General features: G+C 67.6%; 18 protein-coding genes. 5 read left to right on the top strand and 13 right to left on the bottom strand.

Features of this window, described 5'->3' with window-relative positions:
- Nucleotides 1-175: 175 nt before the first annotated feature.
- Nucleotides 176-709, top strand: coding sequence for a sigma-70 family RNA polymerase sigma factor (locus ACI2K4_RS00580; RefSeq protein WP_404507660.1), 534 nt, complete (start codon nt 176-178; stop codon nt 707-709).
- Nucleotides 710-1,082: 373 nt separating this feature from the next.
- On the opposite strand, the gene ACI2K4_RS00575 is transcribed toward ACI2K4_RS00580, so the two are convergent.
- Nucleotides 1,083-1,307, bottom strand: coding sequence for a hypothetical protein (locus ACI2K4_RS00575; protein WP_404507659.1), 225 nt, complete (start codon nt 1,305-1,307; stop codon nt 1,083-1,085).
- Here ACI2K4_RS00575 and ACI2K4_RS00570 point away from each other — a divergent pair.
- Nucleotides 1,306-2,478, top strand: a complete 1,173-nt coding sequence (locus tag ACI2K4_RS00570; RefSeq protein WP_404507658.1) for a S8 family serine peptidase — start codon at nt 1,306-1,308, stop codon at nt 2,476-2,478. The genes ACI2K4_RS00575 and ACI2K4_RS00570 overlap by 2 nt on opposite strands.
- A 259-nt stretch (nt 2,479-2,737) precedes the next feature.
- Here the strand turns inward: ACI2K4_RS00570 and ACI2K4_RS00565 are convergent, their stop codons facing one another.
- The 9 genes from ACI2K4_RS00565 to ACI2K4_RS00525 all read right to left on the bottom strand — a co-directional run bounded on the left by ACI2K4_RS00565 (nt 2,738) and on the right by ACI2K4_RS00525 (nt 13,612).
- Nucleotides 2,738-4,480: an RICIN domain-containing protein gene (locus ACI2K4_RS00565; RefSeq protein WP_404507657.1), complete on the bottom strand. Its 1,743-nt coding sequence runs from the start codon at nt 4,478-4,480 to the stop codon at nt 2,738-2,740.
- Between the two features lie 112 nt (nt 4,481-4,592).
- Nucleotides 4,593-6,404, bottom strand: a complete 1,812-nt coding sequence (locus tag ACI2K4_RS00560; protein ID WP_404507656.1) for a type IV secretory system conjugative DNA transfer family protein — start codon at nt 6,402-6,404, stop codon at nt 4,593-4,595.
- A complete protein-coding gene (locus ACI2K4_RS00555; RefSeq protein ID WP_404507655.1) occupies nt 6,401-8,185 on the bottom strand; it encodes an ATP/GTP-binding protein in 1,785 nt (594 codons plus the stop codon). The genes ACI2K4_RS00560 and ACI2K4_RS00555 overlap by 4 nt, the downstream gene beginning before the upstream one ends.
- Nucleotides 8,182-9,675: an SCO6880 family protein gene (locus tag ACI2K4_RS00550; RefSeq protein ID WP_404507654.1), complete on the bottom strand. Its 1,494-nt coding sequence runs from the start codon at nt 9,673-9,675 to the stop codon at nt 8,182-8,184. The genes ACI2K4_RS00555 and ACI2K4_RS00550 overlap by 4 nt, the downstream gene beginning before the upstream one ends.
- Nucleotides 9,676-9,703: 28 nt before the next feature.
- Nucleotides 9,704-10,921, bottom strand: a complete 1,218-nt coding sequence (locus ACI2K4_RS00545) for a hypothetical protein (RefSeq protein WP_404507653.1) — start codon at nt 10,919-10,921, stop codon at nt 9,704-9,706.
- Nucleotide 10,922: 1 nt separating this feature from the next.
- Nucleotides 10,923-11,666, bottom strand: coding sequence for a hypothetical protein (locus ACI2K4_RS00540; RefSeq protein WP_404507652.1), 744 nt, complete (start codon nt 11,664-11,666; stop codon nt 10,923-10,925).
- Nucleotides 11,667-11,738: 72 nt separating this feature from the next.
- Nucleotides 11,739-12,041: a hypothetical protein gene (locus tag ACI2K4_RS00535; protein ID WP_404507651.1), complete on the bottom strand. Its 303-nt coding sequence runs from the start codon at nt 12,039-12,041 to the stop codon at nt 11,739-11,741.
- Between the two features lie 75 nt (nt 12,042-12,116).
- Nucleotides 12,117-12,953 (bottom strand): hypothetical protein, encoded by an 837-nt coding sequence (locus ACI2K4_RS00530; RefSeq protein WP_404507650.1) that lies wholly within the window; start codon nt 12,951-12,953, stop codon nt 12,117-12,119.
- Between the two features lie 86 nt (nt 12,954-13,039).
- Nucleotides 13,040-13,612, bottom strand: coding sequence for a DUF6668 family protein (locus ACI2K4_RS00525; protein WP_404507649.1), 573 nt, complete (start codon nt 13,610-13,612; stop codon nt 13,040-13,042).
- A gap of 126 nt (nt 13,613-13,738) precedes the next feature.
- On the opposite strand from ACI2K4_RS00525, the gene ACI2K4_RS00520 reads away from it, so the two are divergent.
- Nucleotides 13,739-15,253, top strand: a complete 1,515-nt coding sequence (locus ACI2K4_RS00520) for a glycoside hydrolase family 19 protein (protein ID WP_404507648.1) — start codon at nt 13,739-13,741, stop codon at nt 15,251-15,253.
- A 42-nt stretch (nt 15,254-15,295) separates the two neighbouring features.
- Complete coding sequence (locus ACI2K4_RS00515) at nt 15,296-15,829, top strand: DUF4913 domain-containing protein (RefSeq protein ID WP_404507647.1); 534 nt, start codon at nt 15,296-15,298, stop codon at nt 15,827-15,829.
- Between the two features lie 154 nt (nt 15,830-15,983).
- Here ACI2K4_RS00515 and ACI2K4_RS00510 read toward each other — a convergent pair whose 3' ends face one another.
- Together ACI2K4_RS00510 and ilvC are read right to left on the bottom strand one after the other, a co-directional pair.
- Nucleotides 15,984-16,352: a hypothetical protein gene (locus ACI2K4_RS00510; protein WP_404507645.1), complete on the bottom strand. Its 369-nt coding sequence runs from the start codon at nt 16,350-16,352 to the stop codon at nt 15,984-15,986.
- Nucleotides 16,353-17,848: 1,496 nt separating this feature from the next.
- The gene (gene ilvC, locus ACI2K4_RS00505; RefSeq protein ID WP_404507644.1) at nt 17,849-18,862 is read right to left on the bottom strand and encodes a ketol-acid reductoisomerase; all 1,014 of its coding nucleotides are present in this window, start codon (nt 18,860-18,862) and stop codon (nt 17,849-17,851) included.
- Nucleotides 18,863-19,489: 627 nt separating this feature from the next.
- Here ilvC and ACI2K4_RS00500 point away from each other — a divergent pair.
- Nucleotides 19,490-20,332: an alpha/beta fold hydrolase gene (locus tag ACI2K4_RS00500; protein WP_404507643.1), complete on the top strand. Its 843-nt coding sequence runs from the start codon at nt 19,490-19,492 to the stop codon at nt 20,330-20,332.
- 231 nt (nt 20,333-20,563) lie between these two features.
- Here ACI2K4_RS00500 and ACI2K4_RS00495 read toward each other — a convergent pair whose 3' ends face one another.
- Nucleotides 20,564-20,953 (bottom strand): hypothetical protein, encoded by a 390-nt coding sequence (locus ACI2K4_RS00495; RefSeq protein ID WP_404507642.1) that lies wholly within the window; start codon nt 20,951-20,953, stop codon nt 20,564-20,566.
- Nucleotides 20,954-21,260 lie beyond the last annotated feature (307 nt).

Here is a 21,260-nt window from a genome sequence, read left to right as displayed (position 1 = left end):
TCGGGCACCGGGCGGGTGGGCGCCGGGGGCCTGGAAGCCGCGCTAGGCGTACAGGAACCCTGGGGGGAAGCAACACATGGGTACGGTTGACGAGTTAGCCGAAGTCGTCGAAAGCCGAAGAAAGTCCAGTGCTCGCCTGTCCGATTGGCGGGGCGCCTGTCCGAGGGATTCAGTGGTGGCGAACGAGGCTACGGCCGTTCGCCACTTGCAGTTGGTGGACCGGCCGGTATTACTCGCGTACGTGGGTCGGCTCACCAACGGTGACAGCTACTGGGCCGAGGACATCGTGCAAGAGACCATGATGCGGGCGTGGCGACATCTCGAGGCCCGCAACAAGGAGGGGCACTGGAACCGCTCCTGGCTGTTCACGGTCGCTCGACGGGTCACCATTGACAACATCCGTGCGGCGCAGATCCGACCGGTGGAGTACACCGACGAAGACCTCAAGGTCGTTGGCGGCGACATAGAGGAAGAATTCTGCCGCGACTTCGAGTCGAGCGAGGTACGCAAGGCCCTGGCGACTTTACCAGAGCGACTGCGTACCACGTTGGTCGAGATCTACTACATGGGACGCTCCACCGCCGAGGCAGCGGAGATCCTGAGAATTCCGCTCGGCACGGTCAAATCGCGAGCGTTCTACGCGCTCCGCGCGCTCCGCGACGCGCTGATCGCGCAAGGCTACATCGAGGAAGCCGAGTTGACGCGATGACCGGCCACCCGGGTGTTCGAGATCGCGGGCCTACGACACCCCGGGCGGCGCGCGGCGTCGTCTGGTGCCTCATCGCGGTGGCCGCGGTGCCGCTCGGGCCGGATGCGGCACAGGCACGTGCGACAACCGTCGATTACGTCAAGTACTACGTGGTGACCTCGGCTTACGCGGGCGCACCGGAGAACCTGACCGAGATCGCCACGCGTTTCCTGGGCACCGACGCCCGCTCGACGGAGATCTTCAACCTCAATGTCGGCCGCAGACAACCGGGCGGCGGCGCGTTGTCCGATCCGCAGCGGCTGACCGCCGGCTGGTCCCTGGTGATGCCCTGGGATGCGATCGGTGCAGACATCCGGTACGGGGAACTCCCTGATCACACACCAACGACGCTCCCGAGCCAGCCGAGCGGCCCAGCAGCGCCGAGCCAGCCGAGCGGTCCCCCCGGCTCGCACCAACCGAGCGACACGCCTGCCGCAAACCAGCCGAGCGGCACGACGGGAGAGCCCGCGACGGGCACACCGGATGCCGGTGCCCGCCCGAGCGGGTCGGCGGCACCCGCGAACTCCCCGTCACCGGCGACGACATGCTCCGAGGTCATGCCCAGCACGCGACGGGACTGGGCGGCGTCGCGCCTCGCCGCCGACCGGGCCTGGCCACGCAGCCGAGGCGCGGGCCAGGTCGTGGCGATCGTCGACTCCGGCGTCAACGGAAATCTTCCACAGCTCAAGGGCCGGGTGCTCCCGGGACGGAACATGTCGGATGGCCACGGCGCCGGTGACATCGACTGCCTCGGCACCGGCACCTCCATGGCCGCGTTGGTCGTGGCCCACGAGACACCCGGCAGCGAGTTGACGGGAGTCGCTCCCGACGCATCGGTCCTCCCGATTCGGGTGTCGACCGAGGGCGCCACCGTGGGCCCGGCCGTCCAGGCCGAGGCGATCGCCCATGCGGTAACGGCCGGTGCGAGCGTCATCGCTTTGGGTGCCAGCGTGAACACCGCCGCGCCCGAGGTGGCGGCGGCCGTCAAGCTCGCGGTCGAGCGGAACGCCGTCGTGATATTGGGTGCGCCGAACGGCAAGGCGGGCCTTCCTCCCGCCGGACCGGGTGTGGTGCGGATGGGCGGGGTCAGCGCTGACATGCGCGTCGCGGACTCCTACCGCGAAGGTAGCGTCGACGCCGTGGCACCCGGCGTGAACGTCACCAGCCTGGGTGTGGCGGGCGACGACGGGCGGGCCGGACCCGGTTCCTACCTCGCCGTGGCCTTCGCCGCCGGAGAGGCCGCGCTCATCCGAGCCGCCGATCCCGCTCTCACCGCCGCTGAGGTGACCCAACGCATGCGGGTGACGGCGGACCGGATCGGCGATGGTTCACCGCCCGACCGTACGTTCGGCTGGGGAATGATCAACCCGGGCCGGGCGGTGGCGCAGGTGAAGCCGGGAGCGGGCACACCCGCGACGGAGAACGGTGGCACGGCGACAGCCGAGGCGTCCCGGTCCGGGCGGCATCCTGTCCTGGTCACAGTTGTGATCGCGGTGGCGCTGACGGCTGCGGGCTATCTGGGACTGCGCCTTCGACGCAGGTGGCGCGCGGACGACACGTACGGCACGCGGGACCGTCGCTCGGCGGACCGAAAGCCGGTGTCCACCGTACGGGCACCGGTAAGCGCGGCGCGGCATTGGGCGGAGAGCACGACAGGTCCCACCGGCGACGTGCCCAAGAACACGGATACCTCGCACTGGACCGACGGTGTGCCGGGCGGGGTTGAGTGAACGGCCGCCGACCACCACACCAGCCATGGTCAGCGCGGCGATCGTCGAGTGTCGTCCATGAGTAGAGAGCGCTGAAGGCGTCCGGCCGCCAGGACCATGAATCAACGGTCCTGGCGGCCGGGGCTTTTCCGGTTCCCGCGTACACCCTCGACGCGCCAGCGGAGGCCCCGAATCGAGGAGCATCGTGGACCACGGCGTCCTCCCGCCGCAGGCGCCTGATCAAGGTCCGGATGGACTCCACCTGGCATACGGGCCGAACTCAGCGTACGAGGCGCCACCTCTGGTCACGCTCGGCCGGCTTCAGGTCCCACTGCTCGACCCAATGGCCGTTCCAGGTGCCGTCATCCTTTGTCGGCGGCACGTCGGACCCGAGAATTTCCAGCACCTTACCGGTCGCATGGTTGCGGATGTGTACGGTGCCGCCGCCCGCCTCCTCCAAACACCACTGCTGGGTGCGGTCCGCCGGGTTCAATCTCACCTGTAGAACCTTCGCGCCATTCCACGTACCACCGGTCTCCAGGCCGAGCGCGAGATTGCTGAACGCGTTCACGAACACCACGTAGCCGGCGTCGGAGGCAGCGGTCAGTCGCCAGTACTGGTCCTTCTGCCGCCTGTTCTGCCATAGCTGGACGTGCGCGCCCACGTCGGTGTTGACATCCAGCTTCGGAAGCTCCGCGATTGCGTTCGTCCACTCGTTGAGGAGCTGATAATTCATTCCGAGAGGGAATCGCCCGGTGCACGCCGGCGCGGGCGGCGGATTTTCGGAGACCGGCTTCGCTACCGGGGGCTGATCCTGTGCCGCGGGCTTGGTGGGAGCACCGCCCACCGGGTCCTGCTTCGAGGGGCTGTCACTCGGAGCGGGGACCGGGATGTTCGTGGGTCCGCCACTCGTCGGCGAGCCGGTCTGCGGGGAAGGCTGGGCAGAAGGGGGGCTGGTCGGGCGACCGGACAGCCGAACGTCGTCGCCGTAGGCGGAAACGTAGCGGACCGCTGTTTCCGAGAGCTGCGGCAGGTTCACTCGCGGCACCCCGTTCGCTGCCCGCACCGCCGAATCGCCCCACTGGAACGCGGCAAGTGCCAGCCGGTACGCATCTCCGCCGTCCAGATCGCGTAGCTGAGCTTCAAGATCACACATTGCCATCCCCAGGGCCGGAATGGCGTCGTCGGGCCTCCACTCGGAAGCTGACTCCGAGGTACGGTACTGACGCCACAAGTCGGGACTGAACTGAGCGATGCCCTGGTCCCCGTCGGGCGAGCGCAGGTTGGGGTCGAACGCCGACATCGCCATCAACTGCGCCGCGACGCGCGGTGCGGTGATGGCCTCGCACACCTGTCCCGCCTCACGGATCGCACCGACATAAACCTCCGGGACCCGAACCGCAGGCGGCAACGGCTGCGACGCTGTGCCCGCCCGTACGTCGACACGAAACACCTCCTGGTCGGCGTACCACCGGGCGTACGCCTCGAGCCGGTCGACGTACGACCTCGCCGAGGCCGGGATGCCCTTGGCCCGCTCCACCTCGGCGATACCGTTCTTGTTCGCCGCCATCGCGAGCAGCCACAAGTCGCCGTTGAGGCCGGACCCACGCAACTGCCCCACGGCGTCACACGTCCGGTGCGCCAACGCGTAGACATTCGCCTCGCTGTCCGCCCGGTTCGCGTCCCCGGCCGGACGCCAACGCCTCCACTCGTCGTCGCTCAGGCCCGCGACACCTCGCTCCCCGTCCGTGGCGAAGTGCGAGGCTTCCATGATCTGGGCGGACAGCCGCGACGGGTTCAACGCGGGGCAGGACAACGATGCCGCGACGATCGCCTCCGACAGCGCCGACGGCACCGCCTTCGCGGTCAACTGTCCCCGGGCGGCAACCGCGGGGTCGTCGCCCGCCACCGGTGACACGGCGCCGGCCAGAATGAGAATGCCGAGAGCGCCGACCGCCGCCCGGCGGCCGTTGCGGGAGAACCGCCATCGAATGTTTCGGGGATTCTGACTTGATGAGGTCATCGACGCACCTTATTGCCACGATTGATCCGGTCGCACATGCAACGGCCCGAGATGGACCGTGGTTCATTCGACCCGTTCCCTCACCCGCTGGAATGGGAAGCGAGCGGGCTGGTTATCCGATTTCGCCGAAGCTCGAACCGCCCAGGTCTCCTGGCCGTCCACGGTGCCGGATCGGCTGTCCGGCGCGCGACACGGCCCGCCTCGTGATCGCCTCGACCTCTTCCTTCGCCGCCTGGGAGATCCGCGCGGCTTCCGGCTCCTTGTACCACGGGCGAAGTCGGATCAGCGCTGGTCGGATGCCGGTGGCGAGCAGAAGGGCCGTCCCTTTCGGAAGCGCCCTGATCTTGTCCGGAGGCAGGACGTGCTCCTGCCGGTACGACATGGAGTATGTCGTACCGTCGCGTCCCCGCGACCGGCTCTTCGTCTCGACATCCTTCTGGCCGACAAGGCGCGAGATCTTGTCGACGAAGTCCGCGTCGTCCAGTCCCGCCCCGAGCAGTTTGATGGTGGCCGCGCCCCAAAGGGCGTCCATGCCCGGCTCCCCCCAGACACGCACGCCCTGCCGGTAGCTCTGTAGCAGGGTCACGATGTTGATACCACGGGATCCGAGGTGGCTGTAGAGGTCGGGCAGGTCGCTGATGCGGCAGACGTTGGCCGCCTCGTCGAGGACCGCGGTCATGGGCGGGTCGAGCCGGCCTCCCATGCGTTCGGCTGCCACCACTCCGGCCCGCAGGGTCATGTCGGCAAGCCCGGCGATCACTCCGGCTGCCGATCCGCCCCCGTCCTTGGACAACAGGTAGAGGGTGTCACGACCGACGACGTGGTCGGCGGGAACAAACTCGGGCAGGTTGGGGTCGGGGCTGACCCACGCGATAATTTCCGGGTCGAGCAGGCACGACACGCACTGCCGGGCGGTTTCGTAGATGCCGTCGCGGGTCTGCACGGCACCGCGTACGGTGCCCTGCAACTGCTCAGCCATTGCCGGCATGCCGGCGTCGCGCAGCAGGTCGATCGGTGTCCGATCGGCGGGGTCGGCCAACCACCCGAGCAGGTCGGACACCGACCTGTTACCCCGGCAGGCTGCCAGGAACAGGGCGGTGAGCGTGTTCTGGGCCGCCGAGATCCAGAAGTCCTTCTTGGCGGAGTCGTCGTTGACCGAGCTGACGAAGTGCCCGGCGAGCCGCCGTGCTCCCTCGATGGTGTCGCAGCTCGCGAGCATGTCCCACCACATGTCCCGTGGGGCGTGGGCGATTCCCTGCGGGTCGAAGGTCCACACCTTTCCGACCTTGGCCCGCTCCTGCCGGGTGACGGTGAAGACGTCGGACTTGTTCGAGGTCAACAGCACCGCGCCAGGTGCGCGGAGCAGCCGCGGAATCGCGATCCCGGTGGATTTGCCGGCGCGCGGGGCCATCAGGTCGAGTTCCACGTCCTCGAAGGAGGATCTCAACTCCGGGCCGCTCGGCTCGAGGTCGCCGAGGAGGTTTCCGGTGTCGTCGGGTTCGAGCGTACGGAGTCCCTTGAGCGACGGACGCAGGTCTCGGGCGCGGGCAGCCGCCTGCTCGGGCATCATGCCGAGCACGTCCCGCTGGGTGGCCAGGCCGTCCGACCGCTTGGACAGCTTCCGCACCACCATCCAGGCGCACAGCAGTATCGGAACGACCGCTACCGCGAGGACAACGACAGCACCGCCGTAGACCGTGTATGCCGAGGCCCCCGGCCAGATCGACGTGGCCTCGCCGGTCAGTATCAGCCGATAGACCCCACCGGTGAACGGCGGTGGGTGCCAGCCGTGCCCGGTGACCGCGTAGCCGGCCGTGCCGCCCAGCCAGATGATGCCGAAGACGACGAGATTCAGCAGGCCCAGCCCGGGAATCAGCCACGGCAGGAGGTCACCACCGGCACCGCTTGAGCGTGCCGTGCTCATCGGCGATCGGGCGGGGTGTGGAGTGGTTCACCGGGGGCCGGCGGCTGTAGGCCGTCTCCCGAGGTGAGCCTCGTCCGAGCGGCGCCACGCGCGGCCTGCACTCGTTCCGCGTGACCGTTGTCCACCCAGCGGGTGTTGGTGTCGTGCAGGTGTCGCTCAGTCTCGGTGATCGCCACCTGGATCGGAATCCCCGGTCGTCCACCGACTTTGATCAGGAACCGACCGCGTCCGGGGGGCGCCTCGTTCTCGCCGCCATGCGCCCAGCCCGGCGGTGACGACCACGACGACACCAGGTCGATCTCACGACGGGACAGGCCCACGACCCTGCCGAGCTCCTCCATCTCGGCGCGCGGCAGACCGGCGCAGACCACCATGCCGGCCCGCTCGACGAAGCCACGGGCTTTGGCCTTGTCCGACTCGTTGCCCAGCGCCTCCGCGTCCTTGAGCGTGTGCGTGATCTTCGCGTCGGCCAGCCCCAGCGATCGGTTCAGGCGGGTCAACGCGTCGATCCGGTCGACGATGCCGGATGCGGCTCGCAGGGGCCGCCACAGTTCGTCCAACACGGTGAAGAACCACCGTCGCGGAGCCAGTCCGGCGTCGGCGAGCGCGTGGGACGCGGCCACCGTACCCAGCCCGTCGGACCATGCCGCGAGCATGGCCGCCGCCGTCAGCTGGCTGTCCGCCTCGCCGATCCGGGAGATGTCGATGCAGACGGCGGTGGCGTCCGGGTCGATGTGGGTGGAGGTGGTGGAGGCGAACGTGTTGCCGAGCGGGCCGTCGAGAATGCCCATCAGCGACCGGTGCAGCGGGTCCACCGCGTCGCGGTATCTCGACTCCTCGCCACGGTCGAGGGTGAACTGGCGGACCTCGTCCGGCCCGTCCTGGAGCACCGCCAGGAGGTCGCCGAGGTGGGCCGCGTGCCCCACCGGAATCCGCTGACGGAGGTGACGCAGGCATGCGGAGAGCACCGACTGCTCGTGGTCGGTGATCGCCTGGCCACGGACGATGGTCAACAGGGCGGCGACCATGTTCAGTACGCGGCCATGGGTCTCGGCGGCGAGCGTCTGTCCGGCGTGGCCGCCGATCGCCGCCGCGGCGGCGCCCATCGCTCCCGGATCGAGGACGTTCAGGCCGCCCATGCCCCGCCCGATGGAGATGACCTGGCCGCCCAGGGCTCGGACCGTGTCCGCGTAGTCGGGCTTGAGATCGCCCAGCACCAGCGGGACCACGCCCTGCGCGGAGAGCCCGATGAGCATACGGTTGATCAGTGTCGACTTCCCCAGGCCGGGCATGCCGAGCATGAACAGGGAGGGGTTGGAGATGTACCGAGCGCGGGTGAACCAGTTGAGCGGATCGCCGCACACCGTCGCGCCGGTCGACAGGTGCTGGCCCAGCGGTACGCCGATCGTCGGCGCGCCGGAGCCCGAGGCGAACGGCCACAGGCCGCATGCCTGGACGGTGGTGGCGCGCCACATGGCGGGCGGGTCCATCGGACTGACCCGGCCGCCACCGGGGGCGTAGGAACCTCGGTGGGGAACGCTGTCCTCCTGGTTCCGCTTGGCGGCGTACGCCCTGCGCCGCTGCTCCGTCTGGTCCGACTTGCGCTGCTGGCGGGCCAGCCGGCGCAGCGCCCACGGCGTCTGCTTGCCCAACTCGTCGGGCTCCCGGTGCTGCTCTTCGACGGGCGGAACGACGAGGCTGTCCAGGGCACCGCCCTGGCGCGTTGGCGCGGCGGCGCCGTCGCCGTCCGACCGGTACGGCTGGTCGTTCTCGGCGTTCACAGCGCCTCCTGCAACTCGCGCGGGATCAACGTCTGCTCCCAGGGCAGGATCCCCACGGGTAACGCACAACTGAATGCGGCGGCGTGCATTCGGTCGGCGGGGCGCATGGACAGGCGGGTCGCTCCGAGAAGATTGCGCATCGTCGCGTTGGCGTCGGGGATCTCCTCCAACGAGTCCACCGTCACGGTGACGATCATCGAGAATTCCACCAGACCGGCGCCGGCCGCCTCCTCGGCCGCCGTCTGCTCGGCGGCGGCAACCTCGGAGATCGCCCGCGCCTGCACCGGGCCCCTGCCCGAGTTGGCCATGAACTGCGCCGCCCGCCGGTCCCCCTCGACGATCTTCGCCGAGGTGGCCGGGTCGATCGGCCGGTAGAGCAGCGCGACCCGTTTGCGGCGGATGCTCGAGGTCGGATCGAGCAACCCGCGCAGGACACTGGAACGCACCGTTCCCCGGGGGGCGAGCGTCAACAGCCAACTGCGCGATATCCCGGAGTCGTGGTGGTAGGCGTTGACCGTCTCGACCGCCGCGGCCGGTCCGGCGTCCGACCATTCCAGGCCGGTACCGCCGTGCGCGGCACGCGCGTCGAGCACGTCGGCGGCGACCGCGGGGTCGTAGGCGACCCGCACCACTTCGGCGATCCGCTCGGCGGACAGCGGAGCCGCCGCGCCGCCACCGGCGCTGACCAGGCCGCTGACCAGTCCCTGGATACGCAGCGCGAGATCGGTGAGCACGTCCCCGGAGCCGCGTCGCGACGCACCGCGCAGGCCGTAGGTGAGGGTCACGTAGGTGTTCATCTCCGACGAGGCGTCGGGGTAACGCTCGACCACCTCCTCCATCACCCTCCGGGCGGCTGCCGGTGCACTCGGCGAGATTCGCGTCAGCACCTCGCTGGCCAGTCGTGTGCCGGGGTCCGGTGCGGTCTCCACGATCACCGAAGCGCCACGCAGATCCGGCTCGTGAGCCAGCCGCGCGAGCCAGTCGCCCCACTGCGCCACCCAGACGTCGACCTGGTCCTCGTCCACCAGCGACCCGCCGTCCGGCTCGCAGCCGAGCACGATCGTGTACAGGTCGCGGTGGTGATGGTGCAGCACCCCGAAGCGACGGTCGTACGGATCGAGCCCCTCCAGCATGGTGACCCGGCTGAGCATTCCCGGGGGCCGGAACCGGCCGCCCGGCCTGCTGGACAGCGGGCCGGAAACATAGACGGTGCTTCGGTTGGCCCGCCGACGAGACCAGCCCAGGCGCACCGCCAACATGTCGTAGATGTTGCGGCCGTCCTGGGTGCGGATGGCCAGCGGGCCGAGGACGACGGCGCCGAGCACAGCCATCATGATCGCAGCCGCTATGGAGAACATGGACGCGAGCAGGACCACCACGAGTCCGCCGAAAACTCCCACGGTGCCGACCAGGCCGAACGAGCCCAGCCCGGCCTTTCGCGGCCGACGCCAGTTACCGTAGGTGCGCGTCTTGATGACCTCAGTACTCACCTTGTCCCGCTCTCGTTGTCATGTCCGGCTAGTGGTCGGCGCCGTCGTGAACACCCGGTAGGGCGCTCTGCGCGATGTTCGAGCCGTGCCGCATCCCGCTGCCGGCCGCCCTGGCACCGCCGGCCGCGACACCTGCGACGCCCCCCAGTGCTCCCGCCGCGCCCCGGCCCGCGCCGGCCAGCGCTCGCCCGACGCCACCACCACCGCTGCTGCCACTGCCGCTGCCGCTGCCACCACCGCTACCGCTGCTGCCACCACCTCCGCTGCCACCACCGCTACCGCCACCACCACCGGCGGCGGCTCCGGAGGCGCCGCGGCCACCACCCCCGCCGCGACCGACGTTGGCAAGCCGGGAGCCGGCCGAAGCCACCGCACCGGTCGCGGCGGCGCCAGCGCCGAGCACCGCTCCCGTGGCGTCCCCCGATCCCAACGCGCCCATCGCGGGCACGATCAGCCGAAGCAGGGCCGGCATCGCAACCGCCGCCAAGATCAGAACTCCGCACCCGGCGATCTGCTGCTGCGTCGCATCCGTACCGGTAGCAGCGATCATGGTGGTGCCGACGTACAGGACCAGACCCACCGCCGGCTTGTAGGCCAACCAGGCCACCATCCAGGCGATGTGCTTGCGCCACCAGGACGATCCCCACTCGGTCATGGACGCCGAGGCTGCGATCGGCAGCGTGCCGAAGAGCAGGGTCATGATGCCGAGCCGCAGGTAGAGCATGATGACTTGAACGATGCCGGAGACCACCAGCAGAAGGCCGATGATGATGAGGAGGAACGTGGCGATGTTGGCGTTCCCGCAGCTGGAAATTGCTTTGAGCTGCTCTTTGACGCCCGCCTCGTAGAGGTGCGAGGTGTAGTTGTCGGAGAGCGTCGCGAGTTCGATGACGACGAAGGAGCCGGCACCGGCCACCAGCACGACCCGCAGGATTCCCTTGAGCGCCGTTATACCAGCCTGACCCTTGCGATCCAGCGCCATACGCGCCGCGGCGAAGAGCAGCGAGGCCACCGCGATCGTGAGAACCAGCCAGTTGATCTGGAGGCCCAGCTTGTGGTTGAAGTCCTCCGAGTCTCGCGACAGGGTCGGGACGCTCTTTGCGGCACCCTCGAAGAGGTTTGCCGCCGCGGTCATGATGGCGCCGGCGATCTTTCGGAGGATGCCGTCGATTCCCGAGTCGAAGAACTCGGTCGCACCGCCCAGGCTCCCCCAGTAAATGGCATCGCCGGTGTTGCAACTCGCCATCTCACACCTTCCACACGATGAAGCCGTCAAGGTTCGCGACCGGCATGACCGACGTGTGCAGGTCTCCGGACGGAAGCGTACGAAGTTTCCAGTCGCCGCCCGACCACACGACCGTGTAGTCGGCCGTGACCATGACCTGCGCCGACTTGATCAGAAGTCGTACCGTCGCCGTCTCAGGCGTGTAGGAGAGCAGCGAAAAGCCAGCCAGTGAGGCCACGGTGTGCTGCTGGGTCGTCTCCGGCACGGTCGACCGCATCGCGACGAAGATGTCCCGCCCTTCACCGTTCGCGACCTGCTGATCCACGACAAGGGCCCAGCCGGCGCCACTCATCTGCCGAGGGATGACGTTGGCCGCCATGACGGCGCCCATCGGTGTGTGCGCGAAGCACCAGAGCAACGGACCATCGATCATCTGCGGCCCGGCTGACCTGGACAGCGGGACCGGCGCGCCGTTCAACTGCCGCCAGGTCACGTCGTCGGGCGCTCGGACTGGAGCGTTCTGCGGGGAGTCGTCGGTCCGGCAACCTTCGGGTCGAAGACCCGGCGCGGCGTCAATCCTCACAAATTCGATCCCGATTCCTGCTGCGGGCTCACCCGAGCCGTTTGATTGACCCCGCGTGACGACAACCGCGCCCGCGATCAGTGCGACGGCGAGAAAGACGGCCGAGAGCCGCCAACCTCGCTGCCGCCAGAACGGCTGCTCCGCAAAGTCGGCCTTTCGACCGGACCTCAGGAATCGTGGCATTGTTCGCTCATCTCACTCGCTCGGCAACAGCAGGTACGGGTCCGCAAAAGCTTTGACTCCTGACTGCGCCGGCTACTGCGGAGCGGTGTTGAAGTCGAAGACGAACTGGACGAGCGGGCCAGCCGCGGCGATCAGGATGCATCCGCCCAGGACCGTCCCGAGACGACCCATGTGCTCCGATGTTTCCCCACGCTTGTGCGCGAGGGCCATCATCGTGCCGGTGATAAGCACGCCGGCGACGCCGGCTGCGGTACCGCCCCAGGCGACGATGTTCAGAGCAAGCTTGATCAGGCCCTTCAGGGCATCGGGGGCATCGCCGCCCTGATCTGGTTGAGGAACCTCCGCCATTTGGACCAACCTCAGGAACGACTTCAAGTACAGAACGTACAGGGACATTTTTCCTCCGAACGACGTCGGGCTCGGTTGAGTCTCGCGCCCAGGGTTGATCCACTACCACAAGGGAATATTGAGAAACGCGATGATCGGCCCGACCGTCATCGCGAGTATGCAGGCGATCGCCACGATCGTGGCCTCCTGCCGCAGTTCGGCCATCGCGCCCGGTACACCACGACGTACTTGAAGCGCCATCTGCATACCGACAAGGAGAAGCCCGGCCACGCCGGCCGCCGAGACGCACCAGGCCAGGACGTTCAAGAGGTTCAGTTGAGCGGATTTTCCGTTGCCATCCACTCTCAAGGCACCCGCCGGGTTGTACGGACTGATCTCCGGCAGGGGTGGTGGTGACGGCGCCACGTTGCTGTGAAAGCTGTCGCACACCAACTTGGGACCGTGCAGGTGCCCGCCGAGGTTACACTGCGTGGCCCCCGTCAGGTCGACGTCCTTGATGTCCGGACCCGCCGAAACTCCGAAGAAACCGGTTAGACGATCACCCGGCCGATACGGAATCGTGAGGGTGGGATCCTGGCCGGTCAGTACGTTCCCCCTACAGATACCACCCTTTCCTCTGGCGATGGTGACGGGACTGTCCACACAGATCCGTATCGCGTACGGGGCGTCGAGGCTGAAGCGGATCTTCCATTCCAATATCGGTCCCTCTCCCTCAGCCGGAGGCGACGAGGGGGCGGGCTCGATCAGCGCGGCCGGTTCGAGAGCCACCTCCGTGCTGCCGTTGGACCCCCCGTCCGACATCCACCCTGAACCTGCCGCGGCGGGTGGTCCCGCCACAGCCCAGCCCATCAGGAGCACGGCCAGCACAGCGGCGGCGCGTAGGCTCGCGGCTCTCAGCGACGCGGCCAGTGACACGGGCGCGCGTGTCCCAACACTCATCCACCCACTCCTGTTTTCTTGCCCACATCGGACAACCGGACGATCAGACGTCGCCCGGCCCCTCTTGGCGACGGCGAGCAGTCCCATCAGCCCCAACCACGGAGAGTGGCGCCCAGTTCACGGAGTCGCCCCTCCAGCGTCTCCAGTTGCCTGGGTAGACGCTTCGGCTGCTCGCCGAGCCGCCACTGCGGTACCCAGGGAATCCGATGGACCGATGCGATGGACCGCATCACCCGAATCCGGTTCACCAGGCTCCGGGGCAGTGCCCCGGGGGCATCGGCCACCAGGACCACGCCGACAAGCGCGATGCCCGACGGATGCCGACCCTCCCTCATCGCGTTCAACGTCCGCGACGCCGCCTGGAGACCGTGTGCGTGGGTACGCGCCACCAGCAGGACTCGCGCGGGCTCGGCCCGGTCGCTGTCCGGCCACCGGCAGCCGAGGTCCACGCCGCCGAGGAGACTCGACAACGTACTCGCACCACACCCACCGTGGGCGGCGACCCAGGCGAATCCGGCCGATCCGGACCCGCTCGACATCGTTTGGCCGACCGGTGCCAGACCACCCGCAGGCGAGGCACCCCGCGCCCATTCCCCGACGCTGTTGGCGCTCTCGATGCCGGCCGGGTGCCGGGACACCCAGCGTGTATCGACGCCCATTCCACTCCCTGCTCTACACCGTGCCAACGATCGCTCAACAGAGAAACGGCGAGACTCGAAAGTGGTTCACGGCTTTTTCCCGGCCGCTCACGAAGGCGCTGAACCAGCCTCGAATCTGGCCGTTCCTTGAGCAGGGAGCAGATCGTCGTCGCAGCGGTTGTTGACCAAACCGTCCCGACCGGAGCAGGCGGCGAACCGGACCGACGCGAGGAGCCGATGGTAAACGCACGCAAGCTGGCCCGGCCAGGGCTTGGTCAGACGCCCAAGCCACCGGACGCCGGCCAGATAGTTGGCATCGTGGTGAGCCTCCTCGGCATCCTGCCGGTGTTGGCTGTCGTGCTGATCTGCCTGGTCGGGATCGTCGTCGTCACCGGGAACTCGAGTTTCTCGTCCAGCATTTCCTCGATTCCGCTGGACGGCCCGTCGAGCAGTCCGGGACTGCTCGGTGACGGTATCGGCGACATCCCGAGCGCCCTGATCGGCGGCAACGGCAAGGGGCAACTCGCGGCGAACGCCGTCCCTCGCCCGGATCTGGTGGCGGCGTTGGAAGCCGCTGGTACGGAGTGCGACCTGATCAGTCCGATCGTGCTCGCCGCCCAGATCCAGGTGGAGTCCCAGTTCAACCCGGATGCGGTTGGGTCAAACGGCGAGCAGGGCATCTCGCAACTGCCGGTGGGCGTCTTCGAGCAGCATGGCGAGGACGACGACGACAGCGGCAAGGCCGCTGTCCAGGACCCCGTGGATTCGATCCACGCACAGGCACGGTATCTGTGCGCACTCGGGGAGGAGGTCAAACAGCTTCTCACGGACCACCAGCTCGCCGGAGACCGGCTCACGCTGACCCTGTGGGCCTGGGACCTGGGAATCGACAGCGTCAAGACCCTCGGCTTGCTACCGGTCCCCGTCGAGAGCTATCCCTTCGCGGTCCGTGCCCAGTTCGCTACGTTCACGTCGAACGATCCGGCCGCTACGACGGCTCCGACTCCGACGCCGGTCACGACGCCGGGACCGCCGGCTCAGCCGGTCAACACGGCGTTTGACCAGGCCGTCTTCAACAAGATGTTCCCGAACGCCCAGTCCTTCTACACCTACTCGGCGATGACCGCGGCGATGGCGAAGTACCCAGCCTTCGCGAGTGGCGCAGGCGATGTCGGCAGACGTGAGATCGCCGCCTTCCTGGCGAACGTCGACCGCGAGTCCGGTGGACTGCGTTACGTCGAGGAACTCAACCAGTCAGCCTGGGGCAACTACTGCAACACCGGAGTGTCGTACGGCTGCCCCGCTGGCCGTACCGCGTATCACGGTCGAGGTCCGATCCAGCTCAGTTGGAACACCAACTACAAGGCCGCGGGCGACTCCCTCGGAGTGGACCTACTACATCGTCCCGACCTGGTCAGCACGGATGCCAGTATCGCGTGGGGAACGGCGCTGTGGTTCTGGATGACCCAGTCCGGCGCGGGGCCGATCACCTCGCACGCGGCAATTACCGGCGACGCCGGCTTCGCCGGCACCATCCGGAGCATCAACGGTGTCCTGGAGTGCAACGGTGGTAACCCGAGCGCGGTCGATGCCCGGGTAAGCGCCTATCTGAAGTTCTGCGCCATGCTGAACGTAACCCCCGGAGACCGATTGAGGTGCTGACCGCCGCACAGTCACCGGCGCCCGCGTACCGCGTGACTCGTCATGAACTCGGTGGAGCTGTTGGGCGCCGTCGAAAAGCAGGTGACACGAACGCGTGTGACCGGTCGAACGTTGGAGGAACTGATGACGGCAAGTGACGGTGTGGATGTGCGCTCGGGGCCGGAGGCCGAGGCGGGCGCGCAGCAGGACGTGCCGGCGGACCCCGCCCAGCCGTTCTTCATTCTCTATCTGCCCGAGACACAGTTCCTGGCCGAATTGGACCTGCTCGCTCAATGGGTGCACGGCCTCCTGCTCCCGGCCTACGGCGCGGAGCCGACATCCAACGAGCCGTGGTGTCCCCAGTGGTGGCAGCACCTGACAGCGGTCGCCCAGCTACACGGACTGTGGCTGGCATGGCAGGATCTGACCGGGCCCGACGCGGACCGGGTAGGCCCCGCGATGTGGCATCGCGACTACCTCCACCCGCTTATGGCCGTCCTACGTTCGCCGGAGGGTCCTTTCGCGGGCTGCAGGGCGGGAATGCACCGTCCCAAGCAGCCGCCGCCCATCGAGCCGCTCAACCCCGTCCAGGCGTAATTTCCGGCTGCGTCGGCCGTCGCAGCCGGGTAGAGGCCCGACGGGCGTCGGTCCGCCATCCTCCCCTCCCGTTCGACAGCACGCGTTGTCGCAGGGGAAGGAGGATGGCGTCGCCGCCGTACGCGTCGCGGTGGCGCCGTACGTCTCGCCGGTCTTACAAGCTCGATGACGACGAAATTTGTTCGGCTCGTTCGCGCTCGATCCGGGCGCTCGCTTCCGCAGCCGCTCCCGCAGCCCGAGCGCTGTTCAAGTCCGCGCGGAGTTGGGTGATCGTGGCGGCGCGCTCGGCGAGGATCCGGGTCATGGCCCTGATCCGGCCGGTGAGGGCAGCGGCCTGACTGATGGTCAGGGCCCTTCGCCCAACACAGGGCGACCACGACATCGAGGCCAGGAGGACGTACTGCTGGGTCCGCGTGATGTCGGCCAGGGCGCGCTCATCCCTGTCGTGCAGTCCCGACTCGACGTTGAGCCGCGTCTCCAGCACGGCGAGCCGCCGCTTCAGCTCTTCCAGACTGCTATCCACGCCTGATCATCCCGTCTGTGATAGCGCGTCATAGACCAGTCGGCGCCATGGTTCGACGAACCGTCGATCCGACCGCCGCAGCCGCGTCCCGGGCGCCACGAACCGCCAGCAGGAGCAGCCATCAGTTCACCTTTCCCGCCCTGGCTGCCGCTGCGGCCTCTGGGGACCAGCAGGGCCGGGAACGGCTGGCGAAGACCTACCGGATGGCGTCGATGGGGCAGCCGGTCCGTAGGGCGAGACAACATTGGCCGACGAATGGACATAGCCACTCGGGAACGACAAGTTCGTACCCTGCTGAGGCGGCTGGGGTACGTCAGGCTGGTGCTGGACCGGCGGCAAGCCAGGGACGGCCGGTGTCGGGGGTAAGACCGGGTAGTGGGACGGGGCGATGTAGGCCGCGTGCAGGACAGAGGGGGGAACCATCGCCAGCGACGCCTGGGGACCCTCCCGCCCACCGGGGTACTGCTGCACGGGCAACACCCACACCTGCACAGCAGGGTTGACGGTGGGGAGGTCCGGGCCTCGATCCTGCGCCGCCACGGGCTGTCCGGGCGGCGAACTGTCCGGGAGCAGCCCATTTCTCGGGTGAAAGCACTCGTTCACCTTTGCCATGTCTCCGGTTTGCCAGATCTGCCGCAAAGCCGAATTCTTCGCAAAGATCGCGTTCATGTGAACACGGGCCCTTTGACTATTACCGGGTTGCGAGAGAAACGCCTCCGCCTTCTTCGACGAAGTTATCGTGCGGCGATGACCTCGCAGCAGACGAAAGGCTCTGCGAATGTTTGACTGGCCCTCCCTTTTCCTGTCCCTGGCAATGTCCTTGTAATTTTCGGTGTCGAGAGCACGCAGTTTCTCCAGCTCACGCAGCGCACTGTCCCGGAGATCCCCACCGTAGTCCTTCAGATCACGCCGGATAAGAGCGAGGGCAGCTCGCCTGATCCTCGCATCCGTACTCCGCTCCAATGATGGTTCCATCTGACACCCCTCGTAGGATGACGCAAGACTGACAGAGTTGGTGTCGCCCAACACCTACTTCGCATCGAGACCGACCGCGCAAGCCTCGCGTGGCCAGGCCCGCACCCGGCCGCCGTCGCGATGGCGCCGCACGGTAACCGACGCTGCCGGGATCGCGATTCCGCCAAAGCCGCGTCGACCCTCCCTCCTGAATGAAACGCGCGGCCCAGTCCGGAGGTTCACGGACCGGCTGGGCGATCCAGGTAAGGACTGTGGATGCGGAGGACTGGCTACTCCTGACACCAACGCTGCTGGCCGGCGTTCCTGTTGACAATGGAACGCCGGCCGGCAATCGCTACAGATCCGTTCGCGTGGCGAACCCCCACTACCGCCACCGGTCGCGTCTCAGGACGGTAGGGAGCCCGGTGACACACGGCCGCGAACCAGTCGGGCTCTCCCGGGAGGCCCCCTGTGGGTGACCGGTCACCAGGTCACGGTCCTGCCGTCCGGGCGAGGTCCGTAGACTCTCCCTCACGTCCCCGTCAGACAGTGTCGCTGAGCGGTCGGTCGACCCAGCTCATCATCGACCGCAGAGCGCGGCCGGTCTCCTCGATCGGGTGGGCAGCCGCCTGTTCCCGGTGCTTGGTGAAGTTCGGGCGGCCGGCGTCGTCCTCGGCAATCCACTCACGGGCGAACTCGCCCGAGCGGATTTCCGCCAGAATGCGGACCATCTCCTCCTTCACGCGAGCGTCCACCACTCGGGGACCACGGCTGTAATCCCCGTACTCGGCGGTGTCGGAGATGCTGTACCGCATTCGGGCGATACCACCTTCGTACATCAGGTCCACGATCAGTTTGAGCTCGTGGAGGCACTCGAAGTACGCGATCTCGGGGGCGTATCCGGCCTCCGTGAGCACCTCGAATCCGGTCTGTACCAGCGCCGTCACGCCGCCGGCGAGGACCGCCTGCTCACCGAACAGGTCGGTTTCGGTCTCGTCGGCGAAGGTCGTCAGGATGGCACCGGCCCGGGTGCCGCCTATCGCCGCCGCGTAGGACAGAGCCAACCCGAGGGCTCCTCCTGTCGCGTCCTGCTCGACCGCGACGAGGACCGGGACGCCCTTGCCGTCGACGAACTGCCGGCGTACGAGATGCCCCGGCGCCTTCGGAGCGATCATCGCGACATCCACACCCGACGGCGCGCTGATCAGCCCATAGCGAATGTTGAAGCCGTGGGCAAACAGAAGCGCGTCACCGGCTCGCAGATGAGGGGCGACCTCGCTCTCGTACAGCGCTCGCTGCACGGTGTCGGGCGCGAGGATCATGACCACCTCTGCCCACTCCGCCGCCTCCGCCGGAGTGAGCACTGTCAGCCCCTGCTCCCGCACCTTCGCGCGGCTCCGGGAACCCGCGGGCAGCCCGACGACGACCTCGACGCCCGAATCCCGCAATGACAGCGCGTGTGCGTGTCCCTGACTGCCATAGCCGAGGACGGCAACCCTCCTTCGCTGGATGATTGACAGATCCACCTGCGCGTCGTAATAGACTTGGACAGACATCGCTTCCTCTCTCGACCGCCATCTGTTGCGGCCCTATTGGTCCTGTTCGGCCAGCGAGCGGCCCGGCCCGTTGCCGCGCGAACCGGGCACCCCGGGGTGGGGAAGCCTCGTGACGAAGGCCGGGCCCCGGATTGCACGTAGAAACCCGAGCCAAACGACCACACCCGCCCAGGAATGCTAGGTCGGGCGAATGTAAGAAAGCTGAACTGGCAATTGATCGGCAGCCATCACTGGCGACAGGCCGCTCGGTTCCGGTCGTCGCGAATCATCGCGCGACGTTTCGTCCGCCCCCTGCCGCGAGCCCCGAAAACCTCGCGACCATCCAGCAGCACAGCCGCGAGCTGGCGCACGCCGCCCTCCACCGCATGCTGATGCCCGATCGATCGGTCCCCGGCCAGGATGCCCACGCCTGGTTCGCTGAACCAGAAACCGGCTGTCCGCGTTACATCCTCGGCGGGTGACCTCGATCGAGCCGAAGAACAACCGCCGGATCATCCGTCGTCCATCGCATCGGCTCGGCACGGCGAAACTCGACTCCAGGGCACGGGCCGCTGGCGTCCTCCGGCTCGGAAGCCGTCCCGCCGAACCATGCAGATATCACCGTCGCTATGCCGGAGGAAACATTCAATGAGGAATCTCAGACCGGGCACCCACAGTTTCGATGCGGACGGCACCCGGTTGGTCTACCACGTTGCCGGTGCCGGACCGGTCCTGATCACTCATTCCGGGGGGCCGGGCGTCGAATACTCCTACCTGCGTTCTCCCGCGCTGGAGAAGCTCTTCACCGTGGTGTATCTCGAACCTGCCGGGACCGGCGCATCCGGGCCGCTGCCCGAGGGCGCGACCTACGTGGAAACGTACGTCGACCTCCTCTATGCCCTGGTCGAACACTTGGCCGTGCCACAGGTGCACCTGCTCGGGCACTCGCACGGCGGTTTCGTGGCTCAGCGGTTCGCGATGCTTCACCCGGATCGGGTCGCCGGTCTCGCGCTTTACAGCACCTCCGCGACAACGACCTCGGAGTTCTGGGCGGCGCAGCGAGCGGCGGTGGCCGCGTACCCGCAACGCCACCCGGACGTACCGGATGCCACATCGGCGGTCGAGGGCCTCGGGCAGGGCCGGCCGGAGACCGACGACGAGAAGACCGCGAACCTCAGGTTGGCCCTGCCGGTGTACTTTGCCGACTACTGGGGCCGGCGTGCCGAGTTCAAGCAACTTCGGGAGGGCGTACGGGCATGGCTCACGCCGTTCGCGTCGACGACCATCGACTACCGCGCGGAGCTGCCGTCGATCACCGCTCGTACGGTTGTGATAACTGGTCGGCACGACTTCATCTGTGGCCCGGTTTGGGCAGAAGGTTTGCACCAGGGCATTCCCGGATCCCGGTTGGTGGTACTGGAGGAAAGCGGCCACTTCGGTCAGATCGAGGAACCGGAGGCGTTTGTCGAGGCGGTGACGTGGCTGCTCTGAACCCTGCGGTTGACCCGGTTGAGCCGTAGTACCCGGCCTGCCGTGACATGTTGCCGGTCGACCTTCTTCTGGGCGTCGCAGGATCGCCAGACACCACCTGGCCTGGCGATCCTGCTGCCGTTGCGGCACGTGGTGAAATCTCAGGCCATCGCGGATCCAAAGCAAGAACAGCCTCCGGCAGCCGCACAGCGAGGCGACCAGCAACCCTGACAGTCATGCCAGCAATTTTCGTCACTTCTTCTGCCCACCGAACACCTCGATCGTGCACTGCTTTCCGTCCTGATCGAAATCTCGGCCACTCGGCTTTTCGCCGTACGAGTTGTAACCGTGGTCGTCGCTGTGGATGTCGCCCACCTCCTGGACCTTCCACCCCAGTTTGCGGAGGCACTGGAGGAAGTCGTTGAACTGCCTCCCGTAGTCGGGGTTTCTGTCCGGGTCCAGTTCCACTGGCTGGAGTGGCCACTTGCCGCGACACGCCTCGAATATCTCGTCCGACACGGTGTTCATGTCGAGGCTGTACTCCCCGTCCGGATGCCTGCGCTCCGGAATCTCTCTCGCGCCGTGGTCTCGAAGACATATCCTCCATGGCTTCCACAACCGTTCCTCCTCCTCGTCGGTCATGTCCAGCCGAAGCTGTGGACGCAGCGCATCCTTGTCCACCGGAGCGGAGGTGGGCGTCGCCGAGCCGACGGGATCACTGCTTCTGAGCGTGGCGACCTGACCGGAGCCAGCCGGTCAGAGACTGGTATTGGTCTCGTGGTCACCCCGAACCGGTGGACGACCAGCCGGTTGCGCGGTGACGTCTTCGGACCCGACCGCTCGACCTTCTAGCCGCGTCGCGCCGCGTTCCCGGTCGGTCGAGACAGGAACTGGAAATCAAGTTCGTTCAGAGATGATCGATGCTTGAGGAGCAGTCGAAGAGCGTTTG

The sequence above is a fragment of the Micromonospora sp. NPDC050397 genome, assembly GCF_044901685.1.
Lineage (GTDB): Bacteria > Actinomycetota > Actinomycetes > Mycobacteriales > Micromonosporaceae > Micromonospora_G.
This window is presented reverse-complemented; position numbering and strand designations above follow the sequence as displayed.

Bases quoted from the DNA above. Each gene is read 5' to 3' on its own strand.
- ACI2K4_RS00560 (WP_404507656.1), bottom strand. From the start codon at position 6,404: ATGAGCACGGCACGCTCAAGCGGTGCCGGTGGTGACCTCCTGCCGTGG.
- ACI2K4_RS00530 (WP_404507650.1), bottom strand. From the start codon at position 12,953: ATGAGTGTTGGGACACGCGCGCCCGTGTCACTGGCCGCGTCGCTGAGA.
- ACI2K4_RS00540 (WP_404507652.1), bottom strand. From the start codon at position 11,666: ATGCCACGATTCCTGAGGTCCGGTCGAAAGGCCGACTTTGCGGAGCAG.
- ACI2K4_RS00525 (WP_404507649.1), bottom strand. From the start codon at position 13,612: ATGGGCGTCGATACACGCTGGGTGTCCCGGCACCCGGCCGGCATCGAG.
- ACI2K4_RS00565 (WP_404507657.1), bottom strand. From the start codon at position 4,480: ATGACCTCATCAAGTCAGAATCCCCGAAACATTCGATGGCGGTTCTCC.
- ACI2K4_RS00545 (WP_404507653.1), bottom strand. From the start codon at position 10,921: ATGGCGAGTTGCAACACCGGCGATGCCATTTACTGGGGGAGCCTGGGC.
- ACI2K4_RS00500 (WP_404507643.1), top strand. From the start codon at position 19,490: ATGAGGAATCTCAGACCGGGCACCCACAGTTTCGATGCGGACGGCACC.
- ilvC (WP_404507644.1), bottom strand. From the start codon at position 18,862: ATGTCTGTCCAAGTCTATTACGACGCGCAGGTGGATCTGTCAATCATC.
- ACI2K4_RS00570 (WP_404507658.1), top strand. From the start codon at position 1,306: ATGCCCAGCACGCGACGGGACTGGGCGGCGTCGCGCCTCGCCGCCGAC.
- ACI2K4_RS00495 (WP_404507642.1), bottom strand. From the start codon at position 20,953: ATGACCGACGAGGAGGAGGAACGGTTGTGGAAGCCATGGAGGATATGT.
- ACI2K4_RS00575 (WP_404507659.1), bottom strand. From the start codon at position 1,307: ATGACCTCGGAGCATGTCGTCGCCGGTGACGGGGAGTTCGCGGGTGCC.
- ACI2K4_RS00515 (WP_404507647.1), top strand. From the start codon at position 15,296: ATGAACTCGGTGGAGCTGTTGGGCGCCGTCGAAAAGCAGGTGACACGA.